Genomic DNA, 24125 nt, shown 5'->3' with positions numbered 1-24125 from the left:
GCTTTCCCACAGGGGGCGTGCTTGCAAGAATGACCAGGATATCTATAGTGCGGAAATAGTTCGTGATGCACAGAGGCTGGCGGTGCTTGGCTGGCTATGAAATGAGGTGAACGCGTGAGCAAAAAGACGCTTCTGGCAATTGTGGCAATTGCCCTGGTGCTTGGCATCGGATTGACCTATCGCCTGATGATGATGGGTACGGAAACCAGTTCGTCGGGATCGGCATCCATCGGTGGTCCGTTCGAACTCGTCAATCAGGATGGTGAAACCGTCACCCAGGAAGATTTTGCAGGCAAATACATGCTCACCTACTTTGGGTATACGTTTTGCCCGGATGTGTGCCCGACCGAATTGCAGGTCATGGGCACAGCACTTGATATGATGCCCAAAGACATCGCAGATGAAATCACCCCGGTCTTCTTTACGGTTGATCCCGAACGCGACACGGTCGAAGCCATTGCCGAATATGTTCCCTATTTCCATGAACGCATGGTTGGTCTGACGGGCACGGTCGAACAGACGACGGCGGCTGCCAAGGCCTATCGGGTCTATTACGCCAAGGCGATCCCCGAAGGTCAGCCCGAAGATACCGACAGCTATCTGATGGACCATTCGTCCTTTGTCTATCTGATGGACCGTGATGGGCAGTTTGTCCGCCATTTCAATTACGGCACCAGCCCCGAAGACATGGCCAAGGGCGTAACCGAGGCCGTCAAAAAGAACGGCTGATGATGTGATTGAGTTTGGCTCCCAAGCCGCGCAATGCCATGATCATGGCAGATGAATTCGGCTGGGCGAGCCATTCACAGCAAATTTATAGGTCCTGACCCTAAATGCCTGACACCATTCCGGGGGTCGTAATCGCGGCCCCCGCGTCCAACAGCGGCAAAACCGTAATCACACTGGCGCTTTTGCGTGCCCTGACGCGCAAGGGCCATGCGGTTGCCGCGGCCAAAACCGGGCCGGATTATATTGACCCGGCCTTTCAGGCAGCCGCGTGTGGCGACACCTGCATCAGTCTTGATCCATGGGCGATGACGCCCGATCAGATCAACGCCCTTGCCTCCGACCATGTCCAAGGCAAAGCCTTTTTGATGTGTGAAGGGGTGATGGGCCTTTTTGACGGGGCGGCGAATGGCGATGGCTCAACCGCCGATCTTGCGGCCCTTGCCGGGTGGCCGGTGGTTCTGGTGGTCGATGTCAAAGGCCAGTCGGCCTCGGCAGCGGCGGTGATTTCGGGCTTTGCCAAGTTTCGCGATGACATCAATGTCGCCGGTGTGATCCTTAATCGTGTTGGCAGCGACCGCCACAGGCAAATGATCGTGGATGCCTGCGCCAAACATCTGCCCGACCTGCCGGTTCTGGGCGCGGTCCGACGCAGCGAAGATTTGATCCTGCCCGAACGCCATCTTGGTCTGGTGCAGGCCGGCGAGCATTCCGAACTGGATGCGTTTCTGGGTCGCGCCGCTGATATCATCAGCGAAGATGTCGATCTGGATGCCCTGATCGGTTTGCTCGATCAAAAAGACGACCGGACTGAAGCGCCCGCGGTGCGGGCCCCGGCCATTGCCCCGCTTGGTCAAAAGATCGCGGTGGCGCGTGATGCGGCCTTTGCCTTTAGCTATCCACATATTCTCGATGGCTGGCGTAAGGCGGGGGCAGAGGTTTCATTCTTCTCACCCTTGGCAAACGACGCCCCCAACCCCAATTGCGATGCGATCTATCTGCCCGGTGGCTACCCCGAGCTTCATGCCGAAACACTCGCCAATGCAGATGCGTTTAAGGCCGGGATGCAGGATGCAGCAAGCCGGGGTGTGCTGATTTACGGCGAATGCGGGGGCTATATGACCCTTGGCAAGGGCCTTGTCGATGCCAGTGGCACGCGTCATGAGATGCTGGGTTTGCTGCCGCTTGAAACCAGTTTTGCCTCTCGCCGGCTGCATCTTGGCTATCGCGAGGCGCAGCTTGGCATGCCGACGCCGTTTGGTCCGGCGGGCATGAAACTGCGCGGCCATGAATTTCATTATGCGACGACAGTTTCTGAAAACGGTATGCCGTTTTGTCGGATGAAAACGGCGACGGGCCTTGATCTGGGCCCGGCCGGTCTGGTGGAAGGGTCAGTGTTTGGCTCCTTCTTCCATATGATCGCACAGAGTTGATCACACCATCATTGGACGTGATTTCATCGGGGCATACGTGCGGGTTAGAGTGTGTTATGTCTGATCGACGGCCCGTTTGAGAGAGACCATGACTAAAAAAGCCCCCGCTGCAATAGGACCTGAACCGTTCTGGGAAACCAAGACACTTGCTGAAATGACGCAGGAAGAATGGGAATCCCTGTGCGATGGCTGTGGCAAATGCTGCCTGCACAAGCTTCAGGATGAAGAGGACGATTTCGTCTATTATACCTCGGTCGCGTGCCGGTTGCTTGATTGCCATTCGTGCCGGTGTAAGGACTATCCCAATCGCACCGAACACGTTCCCGATTGCGTTCAGCTTTCCAAGGAAAATGTCGAAACCCTGACCTGGATGCCATCCACCTGTGCCTATCGCCTGCTGGCCGAGGGCAAACCACTGCCCGACTGGCATCCGCTTAAAACCGGCTTTCCGGACTCTGCCATCATGGCGGGCATGTCGGTGCGCGGCATGGCTATCCCCGAAGACGAAGCGCATCCGGATCTGACCCGCTATATTGTCAAATGGCCGGCCTGATACGATTTGGCGTTGTCAGGGAACTCGATAGCATTCCAAGGATGCGGGCTCGGTCAATAATAGCCAGAATGCGGCCGCTGTACTTGCCGCATAACGCTGCGCAAAACCGGCTGAAAGCATCGGCACGTCATGGCCGCGTGTGGTTTGAATCGGGTGCCGCCGGTATCAAATTTCAAAGACGAATCCCTGAAGACTCGACCCGATCAAAAATCCCCGGACAACCTCAAAGATGACCCGCACTCATTAATGCAACCGAAGTACTATCCAAAAGAAGTGTTTTTTGGAAAATGACTGTGTCGGCAGGATGAACAACGCAGATTTCTACGGGTATAGGCCGTTTATTAAATTACTATAATTTGTGAAACAACAGGCTGTAATAAATGAAATAGTTTTTGGAATTACCTCGTTCTCGCCCGCCAAAGGGTATCATAGATTGGTTTTCAAGGGGCAAAAGTTCAATTTTTCTTGCGCTACACTAATGTATATGATTTTGTCTGGTGATCAGTTGCTCCGGGGTAGGGTAATTGATCGTCGGTGCAGTTTTCCGCCGTTCGTACAGAATGCCAGATCATTCAGGATATCCGGCGCAAAGGTCGAAGAACCGTCAAATGTCCCGATACTGACTGGTCGCCACCTATTTTGGGTTGGTGAGAAGTCATGATCTTCCCGCAAGAACGAACCGTATAACCTGTAACGACGCATAGAACAGCATTGCTGTAATCTCGGTCACACGTCCCGCATGTGTGTCGGGATTTTACATAAGCACAATCTTGACCAAACGGTCGAACAAAAGCGATCCCGGAAAAAATGACGGGATAAACGGGAAAATCCCGTCAACCAAAAGGGTATCGAAGTGGGTATTGGAATCTTTAAGGGTGAGAAGGAAGCGCGGAGCGAACAGCAGGTTGCTGCCGCGCTCGGACGCTCAATGGCGCGCATCGAGTTTGATGCCAACGGTAATATTCTACGCGCTAACGAAAATTTCGAAAAGACGATGGGTTACAAGGCGTCCGATATCATCGGTAAACACCATGCGATGTTTGTTCCCGAAGAAATCGTCAATTCGGCAGAATACAAAGACTTCTGGAAGAAACTCGCGGCCGGTGAGTTTCTGAGCGGTGCATTTCCGCGCAAACGTCGGGACGGATCTTTGATCTGGCTTGAGGCAACCTATAACCCGATCTTTGACTCAAAAGGTCGGGTTACTAAAGTCGTCAAATTTGCGACTGATATTACCGAACGCCGCAACGAGCGTGCTTTGCTGCAAAGCGTGTTTGACGCCATCAGCACGTCGCAGGCCGTGATCGAATTTGATCTGGACGGCACGGTTCTGACTGCCAACGAAAACTTCCTGTCTGTTCTCGGCTACAGCCTTGATGAAATCAAAGGCAAGCATCACAGCATGTTTGTTCCGGCCGATCAGCGCAATTCTTCCGAATACCGGATATTCTGGCAGAACCTTAGTCAGGGTAAATTCCAGGCCGGTCAGTTCCAGCGTGTTAGCAAGAATGGCAATCCAGTATGGATTGAGGCCACTTACAACCCTGTTCTTGATGCCGTCGGTAATCCGATCAAGGTGATCAAGTTCGCCACGGACATTACCGAGCAGACCAAGCTTCTGATTGATCTCAAACAGATGATTGATGGCAACTTCTCCGAGATTAACGATAATATCGAAGAGCTCAACACACGTACGCTACAAAGCGTCGATGCGTCGACCAATACCATGGACCTGACACGCAATGTTGCGGCCAGTGCAGAGCAAATGGCGGCATCTATTGCTGAAATCTCGCAGAGTATGTCGCAGTCCCAAGGTGAAACCGAACGGGCTTATGTTCAGACCAACACCGCTAACGAAATGACCCAACGCATGACCGGTGTGGTCGATGAAATGGGCAATATCGTTGAGGTTATTCGCAATATTGCAGGCCAGATCAACCTGCTGGCGCTGAACGCGACGATCGAAAGTGCGCGTGCTGGCGAAGCTGGCAAAGGCTTTGCCGTGGTCGCCAACGAGGTCAAGAACCTTGCCAATCAGGCTGCCCGTGCGACTGAGGACATCACGCAGGAAATTAGCGGCATTCAAGATATCTCTGCGGAAGTCGCTGGTGCGCTCGAGACCATTCGTGGCTCGGTCGAGACGGTGCGCAATGACGTGACAAACATTTCTTCTGCTGTCACTCAACAAACTGCCGTGACGGAAAATGTCAGCTCAAGCGTGCGTGAAATGGCACATTCGGTTGAAGGCATGTCCCAGAACCTTGAAGCCATTCGCACGACAACTGACACCGTAGCTGCTTCGGTTCGTCGAACCCGTGAAGCTGCCGAGGTGCTTGCGCGTTAAATCCGGCCAAGTCACTTTGAAAATGCCTTTTGGGGCGGGACCGTTTGGTTCCGCCCCTTCCTTTTGGAATATGACAGTTCGAAGATGATCATTGTGACAAACGCAGAACCCCTTGCCTTGTGATGCTCGAAATCACAAGAATGTCGGTCTGAAACTGGTATAGTTGAACCCGATAGGGGCAATGGCGGGGCAATAAGGCAATGAACAGCGATCATCTGCGCATTGATGTTCTGGGCGTCGGCGAGGCGTTTGACCCGAATTTTGAAAATTCGTCTGTTGTGGTGTCGGCGGGTGACTTTCGGCTGCTGATTGATTGTGGGGCGACGGTTGCCGGCCATCTGATGGGCAAATTTCCCGATCCAGACGCGATCGATGCGATCTATTTTACCCACATGCACCCGGATCATATTTTCGGTCTGGTGCCGATCATGCTCAATTGGCGCGATGACGGGCGGTCCAAACCGCTGCGCATTCTGTGTTCGCCCCAATTGCGCAGCCATCTTGAAAAACTGATGGAGCTTGGCTTTACCGGTCTCGGGTCGGCCTGGCCCTTTACCATCATCTGGCATTCAATTGCCGATACATCAAAGATCGGACCGTTTGAATGCCGCTTTGCCCGCTCGGACCATAGTGTTCAGAACCACGCCATCCTGCTGCGGTATGCCGATAAGGGATTTGCCTATTCCGGTGATGGTAATGTGACGGCTGATACCGCTGCCCTGTTTACCGGTGCCGATCTTGTGTTTCAGGAAACCTATCTTTTGAAACATGATCCCCAGCATGCCGCCCATTGTGATCTGGAAACCGTATTGAAGCTGGCATCCGACATGCCCGGTGCCCGGTTCTGGCTTTATCATGTCAAACGCGATGTGCGGGCCGAAATGGCCCAGGTTATTCAGGGCAATGAACAGGTCCGCATCGCCGTTCCGGGCGAGGTCATCGAAATTCGCTGACGTTTCGCGATTGCCTGCCAGAAGGATCGAGCAAAAAAATGCCCGGCACACAGCCGGGCATTTTGCATTTCTCTCAGGCGCGCTTCTGATCAATGAACGGCGCGTGGTTCCATATCGTGCTGGCGGATGGCGGCATCCGCGACGGCATGATTTTCAAACGATGCGATATGGGTGCCGTCTGCGGTAAACACGCCATAAACCAGTTCGTCACTGTCTTCCTCGGTATTGGGGACCTGACGGACATAGGCAAAGTCATGAATACCCAGCAGGGCAAAATCACCATTGGAAAGAAGCCCGGTATCCTGGCCGATCCGCTGATCGCTTTTGGTATCGTGGTTGGCTGTTCGATTTGTCATTTGAACCACTCCTTGGTTAGGCTTTGCCGTCTTCTTTATCGGCAGCGCTGTCCTCTTCGGAGACCTTCATGTCAATGGTCTTGGAAGGCACAGCTTTTTTCTTGTTCGATCCAATCGCGATTTCACGCACGACCGGTTCCGGCAGGGGTCTGTTCAGGTCAACATGCAGAAGACCGTTATCCAGATGCGCGCCGACAACTTCGATGCCTTCGGCAAGAACGAAGGAGCGCTGGAACTGGCGTGACGCGATGCCACGGTGGATATAGACACGTTCGCTGTCATCATCGGTATGTTTGCCCCGAATGATCAGCTGATTGTCTTCGGTGGTTACCGACAGATCGTCTTCGGCAAATCCGGCAACCGCGACCGTAATGCGCAGTTTGTTTTCACCGATCTGCTCGATGTTATAGGGCGGATAGCCCTCGGCCTTGGTTTTCGAGACCTGATCAAGAACGCGTTCGATCTGATCAAAACCCAAAAGCAACGGGCTGTTGAACATTGAAATTCGCGACATTTGCAGCACCTCCTCCGTCAGAGCGAGTGTGGTTATATTCGGATCCCACGCAATCTGCGTTCTGGGCATCCGGGTGTCCGACCCGAGCCATTCGGCACCGGACGTTTCATCTAGGTTTAAACCCAAACCTTAAACAAATAAATGTGGTTTTCCCGCCAATAGTCAAGCCTTGCCTGCATTGCGTGACCCGCATGGGGCCTATTTGCCGGTCTGTGTCAGATCCGGCATGGTATCAAGCGCATAATACGCCACCGACTGGTCCTTGCCGCGCAGGGCAACCTCATGCATCACCGCATTTTCCGGCAAGGGAATCGGCCCGTGATCAAACAGCGTCTTGGAAATCACCAGCGGCACGCCATGTCCCTTGGTTTGGGCCTCCAGCCGGGCGGTTGTGTTGATGGTGTCGCCGATCGCACTGATGTTTTCGCGGCCGGGCGGGCCCATCTCACCGACAATCGCCTTGCCCATGTGAATGCCAATGCCGATGCGAAGCGGGTGGGGCAATTCCGATTCCAGATGCTCGTTAAGCCCCTCAATCCGGCGCAGCATTTCGGCCGCCCCTTCAAAGGCCTGCATGATGGTGCGTTCGGTATCGTCGCTTTCATGCCCGTAAAGGGCCATCAGGCCATCACCGGTAAACTGCGCGTAATACCCACCCGTGGCACGCAGGGCTTCGGTCATCTCGGCAAAGAACTGGTTTAAGATGAAAAGCACGTCATAGGGCATCTTGCTTTCGCCAAGCTTGGTCGAATCGCGCAAATCGATAAAGATGCAGACAACCTGTCTTTCACTGCCTGAAAGCCCGCCGGGGCGTCTTCCGTCTCGCGCGGTGGCGTTTGGCGGCAACAGCGGTGCAACCGCCAGATCATTTTGCGGGCGGATCTGACAGGCAAGGCGCATGCCCTTGGGCGCCTGAATGCTTTTAAGGGCGGCGGCCTCGATCTGGCCTGGGGCGGCAAGCTGATCGGTGCCAGACCCACAGTGAATGCGGCACGTGGTGCAGCGCCCATGGCCGCCACAAACCGATGCCATAGGAACGCCCGCATCGCGCAGGGCTTCAAGGGCTGTGGCACCCGGTGGAACCCGAATAAACCGCCCGTTTGGCAGGCTCAGCATCGGGCCGCGTTTGACCCGGTCAATGGTCTGGCGGATTTGCCGTACGCCAAAGGGCGCAAGCGCAAGTGCGATGCTGACAATCGTAAAGGGCAGAATGGCGTTTTCATAGAACGTGATGGCGGCCTGATTGACATTGGCGGCATCGAGCACGCCAAACACATATTTGCGCCCGCCTTCTTCGGCACGACGGGCAATTTCGGCTGCGGCTGCGCCGTAACCCGCAAGTGCCAGTGTCGGGATCAGGATGGATAGCGTCCCAAGTGTGTTGCGCCATTTCGGATAGAACGGTTTGACCCGAAGCCAGAAATGAATGCCGATGCAGCCATGGGCCCAGACGACAATGACCGTGATCGCCTGCAACACCCCCTGAAACGGAATGAAGACCGCCAGATCAAGCAGAACGCGTTCATATGGCGATGCCACGTCAAAGCCCAGATCAATGACCCGGGTCGCAATGATATGACGAAACAACAGGAACGGAATACACAGACCCAAAATCATCTGCGCCCATTCGGATTTGCGCAGACGCAAGGTCCGACGGCTGGTCAGGCGGCCGGTTGCCAGCAAGAAGTGCGTGACAAGTGCGACCAGCAACAGGATTTCAAGCGGCGGGAACTTCCAGATCCCGGTGGTGTAGTCGCCAACGATCTCCATCAATTCCGGTGAAACGATGCCTGCGACATGGTTCAACAGATGAGTCAGCACATAGGCAAACATGGTCAGGCCGGAATACAGCCGCAAATTCTGGATCATCGGTTCGGGTGCCCGTTTTCATTTGTCCCTAAGCGTCCCAATCGGGCGTCGACTTCTGCGGTCGACCGGTGCCGGCTGGTACAGTCCTGTTTTGACAGGATCATGCAACACCTTTGGTTGATAAAGTGTTTTATGTCTTCAGGCACGAAAAAAGCCATCAGAGTTTCTGATGGCTTCTGTTCATTGGTATATGGTGTCGGAACGGTTTGTGGTCAGGCCGCGGATTTCACCCGCTTTCGCGTCATGAATTTCACCATCGAACGCGCGAAATCAACGCTCGTGATTGGCGTTTCAAGCGATTTCACCGCGGCTTGATGCACATCTTCCGGGATCAGGTCACTGCGCGCCTGCAACAGGGCCTCTTCATAGGGTTTCATGAATTCCGGATGCGGCTGGATCGAGGCGGCATTTTCCCCGTATTGCAAACCGGCATAAGGGCAGAAATCCGAACTTGCCCAGACCGTGGCACCTTTCGGCAGTTCGACAACCTGATCCTGATGAAAGGCATTGATACGGATGGTTGCCGGGCTATCTGAAAGCCAGTCGCTTTTGCTGGCATCAACCGCATAGTCGTGGGCGCCAACGCCCCAGCCCTTATCAGACTTGATCACCTTGCCGCCGAGCGCCGTGGCCAGAATCTGATGACCAAAACAGATGCCAAAGACCGGCTGACCAGCACCAACGGCATCGCGCAGGAAGTCCTGCAGGCGGATCATCCAGGGCGTGTTTTCATAAACCCCGTGTTTGGAGCCCATGATCACCCAGCCATCCGCATCATGGATCGAAGCCGGAAATACGTCTTCAAGCACCGTCCAGGTTTCGAATTCAAGGCTCGGGTCAACATCACCAAGCAGTTTTTCAAGCATGCCGGGGTAGGATGCGAAATCTTTGCGAAGTTCTTCCGGGGCGAACCCAGTTTCAAGAATGCCGATCTTCATGCGGAAACCTTTTTGGACGTCAATGTGGCGCTAGCGTCAAAATGCTGCACATAAGCGCTAGGCGACCATGTGCATGCGTTTCAACCCTGAAGCTCAGTTATGGGATTTTAGCGCCAAAGACAAGCCCGGTGCTGCGAGAATTTAGGGTCAGGACCTATTAATTTGATTGGAATGGCAGAGTTTATGTTTGTGAAATCCAAGGAAAAGCCCGCTGGGCGGGTTGGTATCCCGCGCGAGGGGTTTAACGTCGGAGTTTGCAAACATGAACTCTGTCCTTCGGATCGCTCAGATTTGCACGGGCCACTTTGTCGCAAAACCTTGAAAGATATATATCTTTCGGCGGCTTCGCTCCGCGTATCCGCACAAATCTGAGCGACCATTCAAACCAAATTAATAGGTCTTGAGCCTAGGCAAATCTTGACCGGAAATGCGAAACCGCCCGGCGTGACGCACGGGCGGTTGCAAAACCTGCGGCCATTTGGTCGGGGGGACCAGACCGGCCACAGATGATGTGATCAGACTTATTTGTTCAGGCCAACAACACGGGCCCCACCCATGCCGACAATCATCGCGACGACAAAAATGATCGTGTCGCTATGCCCGAATGCCAGCGCGCTCAGTGCCGGGCCCGGGCAATAGCCGACAAGACCCCAACCGGTGCCGAACAAAACACCACCCGCGATCAGTTTGGTGGTGATGGAGCGGTTGGTCGGCAGGCTCATTTCGCCGCCACACACGGCTTGGCTTCGATTTTTGGCAAACTGGAAGATCGGAATGGCAACCGCCAGACCGCCACCCATGACAAAGGCCAGGCTCGGATCCCAGCCGCCATCGGCAATCGCCCAGATATCAAGGAAGCCCAGAACCTTTTGCGGGTCGATCATGCCCGAAATATAAAGCCCAAAGCCGAAAATCGTGCCGCAAATCAGGGAAACAAGCGTACGCATTACATGCCTCCCATCATATGACGGGTGACGAGAACGGTGACAAAGCCCGCCGCCATAAAGGACAGGGTCGCAACCAGCGACCGCAGCGAAAAGCGTGACAGGCCGCAAATGCCATGGCCACTGGTGCAGCCGCTGCCGATCGTGGTGCCAAGACCCACCAGAAGGCCGGCCACAATGATCACCGGAAGTGAACTGGTCACGACACTCTGGGCGGCAATTTCGGTTGCGTTCATCAGGATGAGCGGCCCGACAACCAGACCAATGACAAAGGCAAGGCGTTCAAACACGGCCGAGCCACCCTTGGTCGGGGTCAGCAACCCACCAAGAATGCCGCTGATGCCGGCAATCTTGCCGTTAAGCAAAAGATAAAGGCCCGATGCCAGACCAATAAGTCCGCCGCCAATCAGGGCGGAAATCGGCGTGAAGTTTTCCATCATTCAATCCATCGAAATCAAAATTTATATTAATGTATTCGCATGCATTAATTTTATCAATGGGGCAGGATAAAATTTTATCGCAACGCCAAGGAAAGACTAATGTACAGGCGATTTTAAGAACCGTTTTAAACGGGCGAGCTGTTGTGGAATTCCGCATCTCCGCCGCGCGGTCTTGTCCATAATTGTCCCAGAAATTCAAACCGCGCAGCAGACCTGATCAACCGGTCAGCATATCTCAATACCGTATGAAAAACAGACCATATTGATGTTTAAATATGCGAATGGTTCGCAAAATAAATTGCAATATTGCGATGCCGATGCTACCCCGAAAGTCTCCGCCATATGTGCGGGTACCATGATTTACTGACTGCGCTCGCTTATTAGGCCGGGCGGGCATTTCAACAAGGCGGATATAAAACGTGCATCCGGATCAGAACATCCATGTTGCCTGTATCGGGCCCGATAAGATGGCGCCGTCACTTGCCGATCGGGACCGCTTCGCACCGGTGATTTTTGAACGTCTGGGGCAATATGACCTGCCCGATGTTGATCTTGCGCACTATGCCGCGTTGGCGATTTCCATTCATGCCGATTTGCGCTTTTTGCTCGCCAACAAGGATGTCCTGGCCCGCTACCTTGATCAGGGGGGTGTCATCCTGTGGAGCGGCCCGATGGCCTATCCGGTGATTGACGGTGTTGGCGAATTCATCCCGCGCCCGAAACGCAATCTGGCGGGGCTCAAGATTACCCGATTGGCCGAACATCCGCTGTTTGATGGCGTAACCGACGAAGACCTGACATTTCGGCGCGGCGTTGCCGGTTTCTGGGGCCGCGGCCATAACCCCGCACCCGACGGGGCCGTGTTGCTCAACGGGATGGACGCAGAACCCGAACAGGCCCCGATTGACTGGATCTGGGAACGTCCGGGCGGCGGGATTGTCATCTGCCATGCCGGAAACGATTTTCTGATCTTTGCCCAGGCCGGTGTCGGCACGACGGCCGACCGGCTTGCGCCCAACTTCGCCAAATGGCTGACCGGTCAGGTGCAAGCAACAGCACTGCAGGAGGAACGGGTATGAGCACGACCATGAAGACTGCAAACCCATCCCGCCCCAAGCTGATCGCCCTTGACGGGGGCATGGGCTATCACAAGGCAACGCTAGAGGATCCCCAGATTGCGCCGCATATCGATGAGGTCATCTATATCCGCGATCTTGGCGATGAAGACCTTGAAGATGCAGCCGGTCTGATCATTTCATGCCGAACCCCGGCCGAGGTCATCGTGCCGCACGCCAAGCGCATTCGGGCATTTCTTGGTCGCGGCGGCATGGTGGTCGCCATGGGCGATACGGAGCAGGAAAAATGGTTGCCGGATGTCTCGCGCGAACAGGTCGAAACCAATTTCTGGTGGTGGCTGGAACCGGGGGCTGACCTTGGCCTCGAAATCGCAGCACCCGAGCACGACATGTTCACCGATCTTGGCAAGGGTGATGTCAGCTGGCATCTGCATGATCTGTTTGATGTCCCGCCGAGTGCGCAATCGCTGGTCGATTTCAAGGACGGGCGGTCGGTGTTGTATGAAGACACCACCAGTTTTGCCGGTCATCTTGTCGTGACCTCACTCGATCCGATGTATCACCACGGTGCGTGGTTCATGCCAGCAACCACACGCTTTCTCTATGGTTTTATCCCCTGGATTCGCCGAACACTGGACGCCAAGGCTGATTTGGCCTGAGACAAAATCTGTGAGTCAGACAACAATCTGAATTTGAACGATTTTATCTATCTTGCCAAATTCCGGAAATAGGCAGATATAGCGTTATCTTTGGTTGTGGTTTCGGCATGTTGCCTAAACCCCCTTTTTCGGAAATCTGTACATAGATGAGCAAAGATCGTCTGTCGGCCAGTCGGCGGCTTGATGTCGCACTGGCATTGGTCTCGCAGGGCGACCATGTCGCTGCGATTGAGGTTGCGCGTGCCGCTTTGGCTGCGGACAGTGAATGGGACGAAGCCCATTTTACACTGGGCGACATCTATGAACGTGCCGGCGAAACCGAAAACGCCATCGAGGCTTTCCGTCAGTATCTTATACTCGATCCCAAGGATCGCATGGGCGCAGAAGTCCGCCTGACCTTGCTGGGCGCCGCCGCCCTTCGCGATCGCTTGCCGCCCGATTATGTCCGCGCCCTGTTTGATGACTATGCGCCGCGCTTTGAAATCAGCCTGCGGGATCGTCTGGCCTATCGTGGTCCGGAATTGCTGTTTGAGGCCATCCGGCCTCTTTTGCCCGATATGTTGCGCCCGCTTGAAGTGCTTGATCTTGGCTGTGGCACCGGCCTCGTGGCCGAGATCTTTGCCGCCCATGTCGATGCGATTGATGGTATCGACCTGTCGCCGCGCATGATCAACCGGGCGCGCGCCAAGGGGCTGTATCGAACCCTGGTCGCCGGTGACATCACTGAGATGCCGTCTGAAATCGGCACTGATTACAGCTTGGTGATTGCCGCAGATGTTCTGAACTATCTGGGCGATCTGGCGCCGGCCCTGCGGGCGGCGCATGCGCGGATGCGGCCCGGCGCGCTTCTGGTCTTCACGCTCGAACATGGCGATGCCTTCCCGTTTGACCTTGGCCCCGGGCAACGGTTCCGCCATCACCAGCGCGCCATTGGCGAATGGTTGGCTGAATGCGGGTTTGATGTGGTTTCAGACACGCTTGGGGTTCTGCGACAGGAAAAAAGTACCCCGGTCGAAGGCCGGATTATCGTTGCGCGCGCCAGTGACAATTTGGAGCTTTTGGCAGGCGATCTGATCATACCGGGTGAACCCGATCAGACCTCTGGCCAGACCCTGCATTAAGGTACCAGCCTGTCGGTTCCAACGAACAACACCCCGCAACCTAGGGCTGCGGGGTGTTGTTGTTTTTGATCTGAATTGTGATCGATCCTAGACCGGCACGCCGCGAATGACCGCCACTTCATGATAAAGCGGCACATTCGGATCCTTATTGATCATTTCCTGGGCCTTGGTGGCCGAAAGCGGTTGTTTGCCTTCCGGGTCGCCATAGAATTTGCAGACCAGCTGCTTTTCAAGCCCGGTGCCACTCAGCGCCTTTTCGAGCATCACAAAGAACGAGATATCCGTGCCAGCATGTTGCAGCACGATTTTCGATGCGATTTTCTCTGGGCGATAGCCATTGGCTTTGAAGCATTCGCAAATGATCTCGGTGCCGATGCGGCAGCCGAAATTCATCACCAGTTCGGCCTGCGGCGCATGTTCGCGAATACGGCGCATCAGCGCCTCGTTCAGGCCAAGCCCGACCGAGTTGTATGGATACTCGTCAAACAGGCTCCAGGGGTAGTAATGCGCGATGTGGTCTTCGGCCTCATCGCCGGCCCCTTCGGCCAGTTCAATCGATTGCGCTTCGCGAAAGGCGGTCAGGCGTTCGTCACTGGGTTCGCCCACCTGTGGAATGCAGGCGATCACCACATCGGTCTTGCCGACTTTTTCGCGTGCCTCGTCGGTATCGACAAGGCTGACGCTGCCATGGACCGGTTTGAAATGTTTGGCATGTTCGGGGGACAGGCTTTTGATATTGCGCTCTGCCAGAACCACAAGGCGGGGATCAAGATCGCTGCCATAAACGGTGGCTGCCCCGCAATTGCGCAAAATGAACGCCACATTGATGCCTGTCCCGACACCGACCTCATAGACGGTCTTTCCCTTCAGGTTGGACCGTGCAAGGCCTTCCTGAAAGGTTTGTGTCCACGGATCATCGGGATCAAAGGCGAAGTCGGGTCGTTCGGGGTCACTTTCGTATCGACTGGGTGTCTCGCTGCTCTCGTCAGTGGGATCTTCTAACATGGTGCTTCCTGTTATCTTGCGCATCAGCCGGTCGCGGGACACAAGCGGGCATGTCAAAACCACCAAAGGACGTGGCGACAAGGCAACCAGATACTTTGGTGTGACAGGCCCGTGTGGCGGGCAGCCGTGATCGACACTCCTGTGCCGATGCGCAGTTCTTTATTTTAGGACCGTCGCGCCCACTTCAAAGCGACGGGATGCCCTTTTGGCATCATGGACGGGAAAGTTTGCCGGCATCGATGTGCCGGCATGGGCAAGGCGCTGCTTGGCGCCGCTCAGTTTACCGTCGCAAACTGTTTTGCATCACTTGCCAGCTGAACCTCTTCGGCCAGTGGACCAAGCGAGTCCGCCAGGCGTTCACAATTGCAATCTGATCCGACCAGAACATTGAGCGGGGATGCGCCGTCTTCGCGACCGACCAGTGCCTGCATGATCCGCAGAAGGGTCGGGGCCGGGGACAAACCGTTACAATCAATTGTGTTCGATACTTGCATGTGTCTTCTCCTTGTCTGGCGAGCAGGAGCTTCGGCACACCGCCGGGGACGGTAAGAAATGCCGCAGCATGACGTGTTCCCAATGCCCACATCAAATGCGGGCAGACGAACAGAAACACTTTCGACCTTTGCGCGATTCCAGCATCAAGCCACCCTTTGGGCGGTGTCTCTGGCGTGACAGGCGACCTGATCAAAAGGTCAACGCTGTCGGCTGGGCGGTCTCGAGGGTCAATTTTGGCAATTAACCCGTTTTGGCCTTAAATCTCGTATCGCATTGCGACTGTCGCGCATCAGCACAAGTCATTATTTTCAATGCGGTAGATCCCAAAATCACCTTGCGTGATCGCTGTTCGAACCCTGACCAAAACACACCGGAAAATTCTCCGGATCGACCTTGTTGAATTCAATCGTAGCAGTCGGCGGCAGGGTGTCAAGCAGCGATTTGATTATCTTTTGCGCAATTCACCACAAAGATTAAATTTTAATCACAATTCTCCCTGTCCCGGTCCAGGGAGTTGGACCGGCCAAGCGGTGGTGTCAAAAATGTGAAAACCCGCAAGCATTTACCGCGCCTGCGAAAGGCCGGACTGCAGTGCGGTGGCGTGAAACTCTACGCGCGGAAGCCGGGGTCCAGTCGGTCGGCAAGGCGCATTTGTGCGTCCCATTCCAATGCAACATCCCCATCGTCATAGGCCATCTGGCTGAACTGATCGGAAACGCGTTTGATGATGGTGTCAGCAATGGCCCGAAGCGGGCGCCCCATCGCCAGCGTGGATTCCTGAATCTCGCACGCGCGGTTCAGATAAAACATGTTCGAAAACATCTGTCCGGCGGTCGCGCCCACGGTCAAAAGACCATGATTGCGCAGGATCAGCGCGATTTTCGTGCCAAGCGCTTCAACGATTCTCTCGCGTTCATCAAGATCAAGCGCGATGCCTTCGTAATCGTGATAGCCGATCTGGCCATAATACTGCAGCGCGATCTGGTTCAGCGGCATCAGACCTTCTTCGAGGCAGGAAACCGCAAATCCCGACCGTGTGTGGGTATGCATCACCCACGCGGCATCATGGCGCCCGATATGCACGGCACTGTGGATCGTAAAGCCGGCCGGATTCACCCGATAGGGGCTGTCTGCGACCTTGTTACCATCAACATCAATCTTGACCAGCGAGGAGGCGGTAATTTCCTCCCACATCAGCCCATAGGGATTGATCAGAAAATGACCCGGCTCGCCCGGCACCCGGGCCGAGATATGGGTATAGATCGTGTCCGTCATCTTGTAGTGGGCGGCCAACCGGTAACAGGCGGCGAGTTCGATACGGCACTGCTTTTCAGCATCGCTGATTTCGGTGTCGCTCATGACGCTGGTGTCGGCGTCCTTTTGTGTCGCGATATGCATCCCGGACTCCATTGATCTGATCAAACGGCTTTACTCTTTGATATACACTTGTTTAACTGAGGATGAAACCAAAGCGCAAATTTTCTTGTCATCCTGCTCGCAAACCGGGTGCCGTGACAGGGATCAGAAGCGCAGAAATTGACTGTTCAGGGGGCTTTGACTGATGGCGGCAGCAGAACCGATTTACGGTGTTCTTCTTAGCGATTCGATGGATCTCAAAAGCTATTATTCGCTTGATTTCGGGGATGCGGCCCCGGATGTCCGCCTTCTCAATCCCGATGAAGTCACCAACCCGGATCTGATCCGGTTTGCCGTGTGCTGGCTGCCGGGACAGGTAGCCTTTTCGCCCTATCGCAATATCGAAATGGCGATGTCGGTCGGCGCCGGGGTGGATGATTTGCTCAAACATCCGGGCTTGGGCAAAGACATCGCGATTTGCCGAGTCCGCGATCCCAATCAGGCCGATCTGATGGCGGGCTATGCGGTGCATGAAGTCGTTCATGTCGAGCGCGGCTTTGCCCAGATGCAACAAAGCCAGGCCAAGGCCGAATGGGCGCCCCCGGCGATTCGTCCACCACGTGATCTTAAGGTCGCGGTGCTTGGCCATGGCTCCATGGGGGCTGCGGTGGTTCAGGCGTTGGCGGCTTCTGGCTTTAGTGTTTCCGTTGCCTGCCGACGGGATCCGAGTGATCCGGTTGAAGGGGTAAAGTATTTCACCGGCGACGACTCGGTCCTGCAATCGGTCGCTGGGCAGGATGTCGTCATCAATGTCCTGCCGCTAACGGCTGAGACCGAAGATGTCCTGAATGCCGATCTGTTTGCCAAAATGGCCAAGGGCGGCTGGCTGATCCAGATCGGGCGCGGCGAACATCTGGTCGAGGATGATCTGGTTGCCGCCCTTGATAGCGGACAGCTTGCCGGGGCGACCCTTGATGTCTTTCGCACTGAACCGTTGCCGTCCGATCATCGCTTCTGGGCGGATCCGCGCCTGCGCATCACCCCGCATATCGCCAGTGATACGACCCCGCATATCGTCGCCGAGCAGGCCTTGCAATCGGCCCGCGAACTGCACGCCGGCAAACCGCTCAGCCTTGCTGTCAGCCGCGGTCAGGGCTACTGACCGGCGCGTTTGACTGGCTTGCATGAAACTGCGGGCTTGAAACAAAATTGAAATTATTCAATTGTATAACAAGGTGCCGTCAGGATGATGTCGGCACGTGCCCTGTCAGCCATCCGGGAACCGGGAATGAGCCGAAAAACATTTCAACGTCTGTCGCTTGATGTGCGCCGCCGCAGTTTGATGGAGGCAACGCTGACCTGTGTTGCCCGCTATGGTCTGCACGGGGCATCGGTGCGCCGGATTACCGAGGAGGCCGGGGTCACTGTCGGGTTGGTGCGCCACTATTTCGGCAGCAAGGATGACATGATCCGCAATGCCTATGCCTATCTGGTCGGGCAGCTGACAGCGCAGGCCAGTGAAAGTGCGCGTGCGACCGAAGGCACACCCGAAGCCAAACTGGCAAGCTTCCTGCGCGCCAACATGACCATGCCCAACATGGACGAAGAAACCGTGTCGCTTTGGGCGACCTTCATTGGCCGGGTGCGTCATGATCCGGGTTTTGCCGAAATTCATCGCGATGGCTATCGCGAATTTCTCAGTGCCCTTGAAACCCTGATCGAGCCGGTCTTGATCCATCACGGCTGCCCCTACAGTGTGGCGATTTGCCGTAACCATGCGATTGCGCTCAATGGTCTGATTGACGGGCTCTGGATGGAAGGGGCGCTCAATTCCGGTCTGTATGCTCAGGATATCCTGCCCGATTTGATCACGGGTGCTGCCGAACGCCTGCTTGAATTGCCGTCCGGGGCGTTGTCCGCGTCCGAACTTGCACCGCACTCCGCGCAACATCCCACACATCCCACCCACCCCGAACAACAAAGTAAGCCGTCATGAGATATGCGAAAATTACCGACCGTCTTGCCGAACTGGGCGGGGCGAAATGGGCCGTTCACAACACCGCGCGCGATCGCGAAGCCGAAGGCGCGAAAATCATCGAGCTGACGATTGGCGAGCCCGATATCCCGGTCGATCCGGCCCTGATTGACGCCTGCGAGGCCTCCATGCGCCGCGGGCGCACGCATTATTCCAATGGCCGGGGTGAGGTTGGCCTGCTCGATGCGCTGGTGGAAAAATACAAACCCGTCTGGCCCGAAATTACCCCCGAAAACATCCTGTGTTTCCCGGGTACCCAGACCGCCCTTTATACCGTGATGACAGCCCTTGTGGATGCCGGGCAAGGGGTGCTGGTGGGCGACCCCTATTATGCGACCTATGCCGGGGTGATTCGCGCATCCGGGGCGGAATTGCAATCGGTTCCGCTGTCGATCGAGCATGGCTTTATCATGCAGCCCGATGATTTGCGCGCCGCGATTACCAAGGACAGCCGCGTGTTGCTGCTCAATACGCCGCACAATCCGTCCGGCGCGCTGCTTGATCGTGCAACGCTGGTCGAACTTGGCAAGATCGCCATTGAACATGATCTGTGGATTGTCTGTGATGAGGTCTATGAGGATCTGGTGTTTGAAGGCAGTTTTGCCTCCCCGCTTGAAATCGCAGAGCTGCGTGATCGCACCATCGTCACATCCTCGATCTCGAAAACCTATGCCGCCACCGGCTTTCGCAGTGGCTGGTGCGTTGGGCCCGAAGAACTCTGCACCAAGGTGCTGCCGATTTCCGAAACCATCCTGTTTGGTAATCAGCCGTTCATTGCCGATGCGACCGAAGTTGCCCTTCGTGGCAATTTCGATACCGCCAAACGCATGTGCAAAAGCTACGCCGCACGCGTCGACATGATCGAAACGGAACTGGCCGGCTGCACCGTCCTGAAACCGGGCAAGGTATCAGGCGGCATGTTCGCCATGATCGATGTTGGCGGAACCGGTATGAATGGCGAAGAATTTGCCTGGGGCCTTCTTGATGACCAAAACGTCGCGGTCATGCCCGGCGCATCCTTTGGCGAAAACGCCAAAAACCTGATCCGCGTGGCGCTCACGGTGCCTGACGACGAACTCCGCGAAGCCATCAAACGCATCCGGGCCTTCGCCGAAAAATCGGCCTAAAGTAAAGGCCCGGACTCAATCAATGCTTTGGCTTACGCCTTGGGCATGTCACCACGGATGATATAGGCCAGTGCCGCAACCACCTGTTCGGGTTCGCGGGCGACACCATTGGCCGCACCATCCACTTCCTTAAGCGCGTGATCATGCTCGGCCGGATGCAGCGTAATATAAGGAATGCCCAGGGCCGACGCCTGACCGGCGTCAAAGGCCGCGTTCCACTGCTTGTATTTCTCGCCAAAGCGAATAACGGCAAGGTCGGAACCCTCAAGCAGGGTTTTGGTGCGCATGGCATTTAGCTGCGCGCCCTTGCGGTCATGCCAGAACTTGTTTTCTTCGGCGCCAAACACGGCAACGCCGCAATCATCGGAATCTTCATGTACGGTGATCGGGGCAACCAGCTCAACCGGAAGGCCGGCTTCTTTCACACCGGTTTCAATGCGCTCGCGCCAGTCACTGTGAATTTCGCCCGACAAATAAACGGTCCAGACTTTGCTCATCTTTCTCTCCTGTACTTGTTCGTAGCGATGGGACGATCTGCACACAATATTTTATGCTAGTGCAATATCGCTTGCTCATTTTTTGGGTTTTTCATTGGTCACCAATCTGGCAAAAAGTTGATTTAATTAGAATTTAATGCAATTAATGGTAATGCTTGAGCCAAGGCGGAGTGAAGAACTATGAGTTCAGATAATGACGTTCAATCGCAGATTGTCGAGTACCAGTCCGTTTCAGAACTGTTTGGGGTTGGTTTTTCTACTCTCTTCTCGGTGGCTAAGACATATTTGCTTATGCAAGGGGTTTTGTTCGCTATCTACGGTGCAATTGCGCTAAATGTCAGAGAAACCGAATTGCTGTTGGGAAAAAATACGGTCGCTGTTGCAATTTCTTCAATATGCTGTGTTGGACTAATTTCTAGCATTGGTTCAATTCACATAATTGGCAAGTTCATTGCTTACTTACGTGTTTGTATTGATGTTGGTATTGCAACAGAGAACTCTTTCGAAGGAGCATTCTATAAAAAGGTTGATGGAATTTGGAGTGCGTCCGACCCTAAGGTCTTCAATTGCAGCAGCGTATTTAAGTACGTAGCTTATCTCTTTGTTCTTATCTGGCTTTCTGTCTTGCTTGCATCTGTTGTTGATGTAAGAGCGCTAGTTTAACTATTCGGCTTCAAAACGACAAAACCCGTCGCCAAAGGCAACGGGTTTTGAATGGTGGAGCCGATCAGGATCGAACTGACGACCTCTACAATGCCATTGTAGCGCTCTCCCAACTGAGCTACGGCCCCACTTTGTCCGCGACGCAGTCTGACAAGCAGGCTCTGCGGTGCGGCGCATATTTAGAAGGTTCGCCAAATGTTGGCAAGACCCTTTTTCAAAATTTCTTAGCGTTCGTCGTCTTCAGATTCGACGTGCTCGTAAACTTCGTTCAGATCGTCGTCGTCTTCACCAAGATCAGATGCATCTTCCAGGATATCTTCGTCGATATCGCCATCCACATCATCATCAAGGTCGTTGACGTCATCAACGTCTTCGTCTTCTTCCGGTGCCGGTTTGGCAACCGCGGATTTCTTGACCTTGGTGAGCCCGTCGGGCGTCTTGCATTTCGGGCAGACAACCGGGGTCCGGTTCAGGTCGTAATACTTGGTATCACAGGCGAGGCAGTGACGTTTCTTACCGCGTGCTGACATTACGGCAAATCCTCTTAATTACCGTTATCAATTAAGAAAAAGACTGTGTGTCGCAAACGCGCAGCAAGGCTGCGCACAGCGTCTTGTCTGAAAGGCCCAATTGCCATCTTGTCGGCCCCTTGTCAAAAGGAAATTGCGCGATTTATCCTAGGGTCCTGACCCTAGGATAAATCTGCCTCACATTGCGGCAAATTCCCATCCCGAATTTCGGGTTCGATACTGGTGCGTGCCAACCGCTTGTGCTAGAGCATTGGTCCCCTGATTGAACGGCCCGCGCGCGCCTGAAAATGTGGCCGCTGCGCAGTGCTTTTTCAATCAGCCTTTTTGTTGATGGTAAAACAGTGATTGGCAGGTACGAACCATGAGTTCTTCGCAAACCAAACGCCCGCTTTCCTCGGCCAAGGCCGGGCCGCTTACGGGTGATATCCGGGTGCCGGGTGACAAATCTATTTCTCATCGCTCCCTGATGTTTGGTGGTCTGGCAATCGGTACGACCAAGGTGACCGGCTTGCTCGAAGGCGAAGACGTTCTGGCAACTGCGGATGCGATGCGCAAACTGGGCGCGACCGTCACCCGCGATGACGATGGCACCTGGCATGTCACCGGCGTCGGTGTTGGCGCGCTGCGCGAACCTGACAGTGTGATTGATATGGGCAATGCCGGGACTGGTATTCGTCTGATGGCGGGTATTGTGGCCACCCATCCGATCACGACCTTCTTCACGGGTGACGCGTCGCTGTGCAAACGCCCGATGGGCCGTGTTGCCGATCCGTTGTCCGAATTTGGTGCAAAGTTCATCACCCGGGATCGTGGCCGTCCGCCAATGGCGGTGATTGGCACCGACGAAGCAAAGCCTGTGACCTATACCCTGCCGATGGCATCCGCCCAGGTGAAGTCGGCCGTCATGCTGGCGGGTCTCAATACCACGGGCACCACGACCGTGATCGAACCCAAACCGTCGCGTGATCATACCGAACGTATGCTGCGTCACTTTGGCGTGGATGTCGATGTGAAGGTCAATGACGATGGTGGCCGCACCGTCAGTCTGACCGGCCCGGTCGAAATGAAGGCCGCCGACATTGTCGTTCCGACCGATCCAAGCTCGGCAGCCTTCCCGCTGGTGGCTGCCCTGATCAACCCCGACAGCAACGTCACCATTCGTGATGTTTGCCTGAACCCGCTGCGCACCGGTCTGATCACGACGCTTGTTGAAATGGGCGGCGATATCACCATCACCAATGAGCGCGAAGAAGCCGGCGAAACCATCGGCGATCTGGTGGTCACCGGCAAGAACCGGCTCAAGGGCATTGTCGTTCCGGCCGAACGCGCGCCATCGATGATTGATGAATATCCGGTGCTGGCGGTGGCAGCAGCCTATGCCGAGGGCGAAACCCGCATGTGCGATCTTGAAGAACTGCGCGTGAAGGAATCGGATCGTCTGGCGGCGGTGGCGGCTGGTCTTGAAGCCAATGGCGTGATCCACCGGATCGAAGGTGATGATCTGATCGTGACCGGCGGTGTTGTGCCGGGCGGTGGCTTGGTGGAAACCCATCTGGATCATCGTATTGCGATGTCGTTCCTGGTTCTGGGGCTGGGTGCTGAAAAGCCGGTTGCGGTCGATGATGCCAACCCGATTGCGACAAGCTTCCCGAACTTCGAAGGCTTGATGGATGACATGGGCGCAAAATTCGCCCTGCATTCCTGACCCGGCCGACCAATATATAAGTCACAGCGGCAATACTGACCGGCACTTATATAAGCAGAATTAATCACAGGGAGTGACCCACATGATCATCGCCATTGATGGGCCGGCCGCGTCCGGCAAGGGGACCTTGGCGCGTCGAGTCGCAGACGCAATGGACTATGCCTATCTTGATACCGGCCTTCTTTATCGTGCGACCGGTGCGAAAGTTCTGGCCGAAAATGGCGACCCGGCCGACGAGGCCGCGGCAGTTCATGCGGCAGAAAATCTCAGTGCTGCTGATCTCGAAGGCGACGCGCTTCGCAGCGAGGAAGTCGGCACGGCTGCCTCGAAAGTTGCAGCGATTCCAAGGGTTCGCGCCGTATTGCTTGATTTCCAACGCACCCTTGCCAGCACGCCACCGGGCGGCAAGCGCGGGGCTGTTCTGGACGGTCGGGACATCGGAACCGTGGTCTGTCCGGATGCGCCGATCAAGTTTTACCTGACCGCCAGTGTAGAAGAACGTGCAAACCGTCGGTTCAAACAGTTGCAGGATAAAAATCCCGCTGCTATATACGAGCGCGTTCTTAAAGAGCTTGAAGAACGGGATGCCCGAGACAGTGCTCGCGATGTCGCACCGCTCAAGATGGCAGGTGACGCAATCCATATTGATACGGATCGTCTGAATGCCAACGCAGTGTTCGATGCCGTCATGGCACATATCCATACCCATATGGGTGCGGATGACTGATCAAAGGGCGTTTTAACCGTCAGGCGTTGAACAACTCCGAGGTACCGGTCCTATGGCCT

Annotated in this window: 25 protein-coding genes and 1 tRNA gene; 14 read left to right on the top strand and 12 right to left on the bottom strand. The window is 55.2% G+C overall.

All coding sequences use genetic code 11. The features are described 5' to 3' along the window. The first annotated feature begins 114 nt into the window (after window positions 1-114). The 5 genes from ACXAIA_RS00695 to ACXAIA_RS00675 all read left to right on the top strand — a co-directional run bounded on the left by ACXAIA_RS00695 (window position 115) and on the right by ACXAIA_RS00675 (window position 6009). Window positions 115-729, top strand: a complete 615-nt coding sequence (locus tag ACXAIA_RS00695) for an SCO family protein (RefSeq protein ID WP_475347648.1) — start codon at window positions 115-117, stop codon at window positions 727-729. Window positions 730-833: 104 nt separating this feature from the next. Beyond that, a complete protein-coding gene (locus ACXAIA_RS00690; protein ID WP_475347647.1) occupies window positions 834-2159 on the top strand; it encodes a cobyrinate a,c-diamide synthase in 1326 nt (441 codons plus the stop codon). An 88-nt stretch (window positions 2160-2247) separates the two neighbouring features. Beyond that, window positions 2248-2712 (top strand): YcgN family cysteine cluster protein, encoded by a 465-nt coding sequence (locus ACXAIA_RS00685; RefSeq protein ID WP_475347646.1) that lies wholly within the window; start codon window positions 2248-2250, stop codon window positions 2710-2712. An 853-nt stretch (window positions 2713-3565) separates the two neighbouring features. After that, entirely contained in the window at window positions 3566-5056 is a 1491-nt protein-coding gene (locus ACXAIA_RS00680) for a methyl-accepting chemotaxis protein (protein WP_475343365.1), read from the top strand. A 200-nt stretch (window positions 5057-5256) separates the two neighbouring features. Next, window positions 5257-6009 carry an MBL fold metallo-hydrolase gene (locus ACXAIA_RS00675; RefSeq protein WP_475347645.1) on the top strand — a complete coding sequence of 251 codons (753 nt, stop codon included), beginning with the start codon at window positions 5257-5259 and terminating at the stop codon, window positions 6007-6009. An 89-nt stretch (window positions 6010-6098) separates the two neighbouring features. Here ACXAIA_RS00675 and ACXAIA_RS00670 read toward each other — a convergent pair whose 3' ends face one another. The 6 genes from ACXAIA_RS00670 to ACXAIA_RS00645 all read right to left on the bottom strand — a co-directional run bounded on the left by ACXAIA_RS00670 (window position 6099) and on the right by ACXAIA_RS00645 (window position 11070). Continuing rightward, window positions 6099-6365: a DUF1150 family protein gene (locus ACXAIA_RS00670; RefSeq protein WP_475343370.1), complete on the bottom strand. Its 267-nt coding sequence runs from the start codon at window positions 6363-6365 to the stop codon at window positions 6099-6101. A gap of 16 nt (window positions 6366-6381) precedes the next feature. Next, the gene (locus tag ACXAIA_RS00665; RefSeq protein WP_475343372.1) at window positions 6382-6879 is read right to left on the bottom strand and encodes an Hsp20 family protein; all 498 of its coding nucleotides are present in this window, start codon (window positions 6877-6879) and stop codon (window positions 6382-6384) included. Window positions 6880-7077: 198 nt separating this feature from the next. Further along, window positions 7078-8748 (bottom strand): adenylate/guanylate cyclase domain-containing protein, encoded by a 1671-nt coding sequence (locus ACXAIA_RS00660; RefSeq protein WP_475347644.1) that lies wholly within the window; start codon window positions 8746-8748, stop codon window positions 7078-7080. Between the two features lie 212 nt (window positions 8749-8960). Next, complete coding sequence (locus ACXAIA_RS00655; protein ID WP_475347643.1) at window positions 8961-9686, bottom strand: glutamine amidotransferase-related protein; 726 nt, start codon at window positions 9684-9686, stop codon at window positions 8961-8963. Between the two features lie 521 nt (window positions 9687-10207). Then, the gene (locus ACXAIA_RS00650; protein ID WP_475347642.1) at window positions 10208-10633 is read right to left on the bottom strand and encodes a DUF6691 family protein; all 426 of its coding nucleotides are present in this window, start codon (window positions 10631-10633) and stop codon (window positions 10208-10210) included. Further along, a complete protein-coding gene (locus tag ACXAIA_RS00645) occupies window positions 10633-11070 on the bottom strand; it encodes a YeeE/YedE family protein (protein WP_475347641.1) in 438 nt (145 codons plus the stop codon). Before ACXAIA_RS00645 ends, ACXAIA_RS00650 begins: the two co-directional genes overlap by 1 nt. A gap of 419 nt (window positions 11071-11489) precedes the next feature. Here ACXAIA_RS00645 and ACXAIA_RS00640 point away from each other — a divergent pair, with 419 nt between their 5' ends. The 3 genes from ACXAIA_RS00640 (at window position 11490) to ACXAIA_RS00630 (ending at window position 13926) form a co-directional block, all read left to right on the top strand. Further along, window positions 11490-12149 (top strand): hypothetical protein, encoded by a 660-nt coding sequence (locus tag ACXAIA_RS00640; RefSeq protein WP_475347640.1) that lies wholly within the window; start codon window positions 11490-11492, stop codon window positions 12147-12149. Continuing rightward, window positions 12146-12805 carry a hypothetical protein gene (locus ACXAIA_RS00635; protein ID WP_475347639.1) on the top strand — a complete coding sequence of 220 codons (660 nt, stop codon included), beginning with the start codon at window positions 12146-12148 and terminating at the stop codon, window positions 12803-12805. The genes ACXAIA_RS00640 and ACXAIA_RS00635 overlap by 4 nt, the downstream gene beginning before the upstream one ends. A 146-nt stretch (window positions 12806-12951) precedes the next feature. Continuing rightward, window positions 12952-13926, top strand: coding sequence for a class I SAM-dependent DNA methyltransferase (locus ACXAIA_RS00630; RefSeq protein ID WP_475347638.1), 975 nt, complete (start codon window positions 12952-12954; stop codon window positions 13924-13926). Window positions 13927-14013: 87 nt separating this feature from the next. Here the strand turns inward: ACXAIA_RS00630 and ACXAIA_RS00625 are convergent, their stop codons facing one another. From ACXAIA_RS00625 to ACXAIA_RS00615, 3 genes are all read right to left on the bottom strand, one after another. After that, window positions 14014-14931 (bottom strand): class I SAM-dependent methyltransferase, encoded by a 918-nt coding sequence (locus ACXAIA_RS00625; RefSeq protein WP_475343476.1) that lies wholly within the window; start codon window positions 14929-14931, stop codon window positions 14014-14016. A gap of 275 nt (window positions 14932-15206) precedes the next feature. Continuing rightward, complete coding sequence (locus ACXAIA_RS00620; protein ID WP_475347637.1) at window positions 15207-15425, bottom strand: hypothetical protein; 219 nt, start codon at window positions 15423-15425, stop codon at window positions 15207-15209. Between the two features lie 610 nt (window positions 15426-16035). Further along, the gene (locus ACXAIA_RS00615) at window positions 16036-16824 is read right to left on the bottom strand and encodes a class II aldolase/adducin family protein (protein WP_475347636.1); all 789 of its coding nucleotides are present in this window, start codon (window positions 16822-16824) and stop codon (window positions 16036-16038) included. A gap of 163 nt (window positions 16825-16987) precedes the next feature. Here ACXAIA_RS00615 and ACXAIA_RS00610 point away from each other — a divergent pair, with 163 nt between their 5' ends. The 3 genes from ACXAIA_RS00610 (at window position 16988) to ACXAIA_RS00600 (ending at window position 19944) form a co-directional block, all read left to right on the top strand. Beyond that, on the top strand, window positions 16988-17944 hold the full coding sequence (locus tag ACXAIA_RS00610) for an NAD(P)-dependent oxidoreductase (RefSeq protein ID WP_475347635.1): 957 nt from the start codon (window positions 16988-16990) through the stop codon (window positions 17942-17944). 126 nt (window positions 17945-18070) lie between these two features. Then, window positions 18071-18778, top strand: a complete 708-nt coding sequence (locus tag ACXAIA_RS00605) for a TetR family transcriptional regulator C-terminal domain-containing protein (RefSeq protein WP_475347634.1) — start codon at window positions 18071-18073, stop codon at window positions 18776-18778. Then, a complete protein-coding gene (locus ACXAIA_RS00600; protein ID WP_475347633.1) occupies window positions 18775-19944 on the top strand; it encodes a pyridoxal phosphate-dependent aminotransferase in 1170 nt (389 codons plus the stop codon). Before ACXAIA_RS00605 ends, ACXAIA_RS00600 begins: the two co-directional genes overlap by 4 nt. Window positions 19945-19976: 32 nt before the next feature. Here ACXAIA_RS00600 and ACXAIA_RS00595 read toward each other — a convergent pair whose 3' ends face one another. Next, entirely contained in the window at window positions 19977-20441 is a 465-nt protein-coding gene (locus tag ACXAIA_RS00595) for a YtoQ family protein (RefSeq protein ID WP_475347632.1), read from the bottom strand. Window positions 20442-20621: 180 nt separating this feature from the next. Between ACXAIA_RS00595 and ACXAIA_RS00590 the strand changes: the two genes are divergently transcribed. Continuing rightward, window positions 20622-21104 (top strand): hypothetical protein, encoded by a 483-nt coding sequence (locus ACXAIA_RS00590; RefSeq protein ID WP_475347631.1) that lies wholly within the window; start codon window positions 20622-20624, stop codon window positions 21102-21104. A gap of 52 nt (window positions 21105-21156) precedes the next feature. Here the strand turns inward: ACXAIA_RS00590 and ACXAIA_RS00585 are convergent. Further along, window positions 21157-21232, bottom strand: a tRNA-Ala gene (locus ACXAIA_RS00585). A 96-nt stretch (window positions 21233-21328) separates the two neighbouring features. After that, window positions 21329-21634 carry an FYDLN acid domain-containing protein gene (locus tag ACXAIA_RS00580; protein WP_475347630.1) on the bottom strand — a complete coding sequence of 102 codons (306 nt, stop codon included), beginning with the start codon at window positions 21632-21634 and terminating at the stop codon, window positions 21329-21331. A 361-nt stretch (window positions 21635-21995) separates the two neighbouring features. Here ACXAIA_RS00580 and aroA point away from each other — a divergent pair, with 361 nt between their 5' ends. Further along, window positions 21996-23339: a 3-phosphoshikimate 1-carboxyvinyltransferase gene (aroA, locus tag ACXAIA_RS00575; RefSeq protein WP_475347629.1), complete on the top strand. Its 1344-nt coding sequence runs from the start codon at window positions 21996-21998 to the stop codon at window positions 23337-23339. Window positions 23340-23421: 82 nt separating this feature from the next. After that, on the top strand, window positions 23422-24066 hold the full coding sequence (gene cmk / locus ACXAIA_RS00570) for a (d)CMP kinase (RefSeq protein ID WP_475347628.1): 645 nt from the start codon (window positions 23422-23424) through the stop codon (window positions 24064-24066). Window positions 24067-24125: the final 59 nt, after the last annotated feature.

This window comes from Thalassospira sp. ABL2_045 (assembly GCF_056161285.1).
Note: the sequence above shows the minus strand (reverse complement) of the source record. Positions and strands in the feature narration are given on the sequence as shown.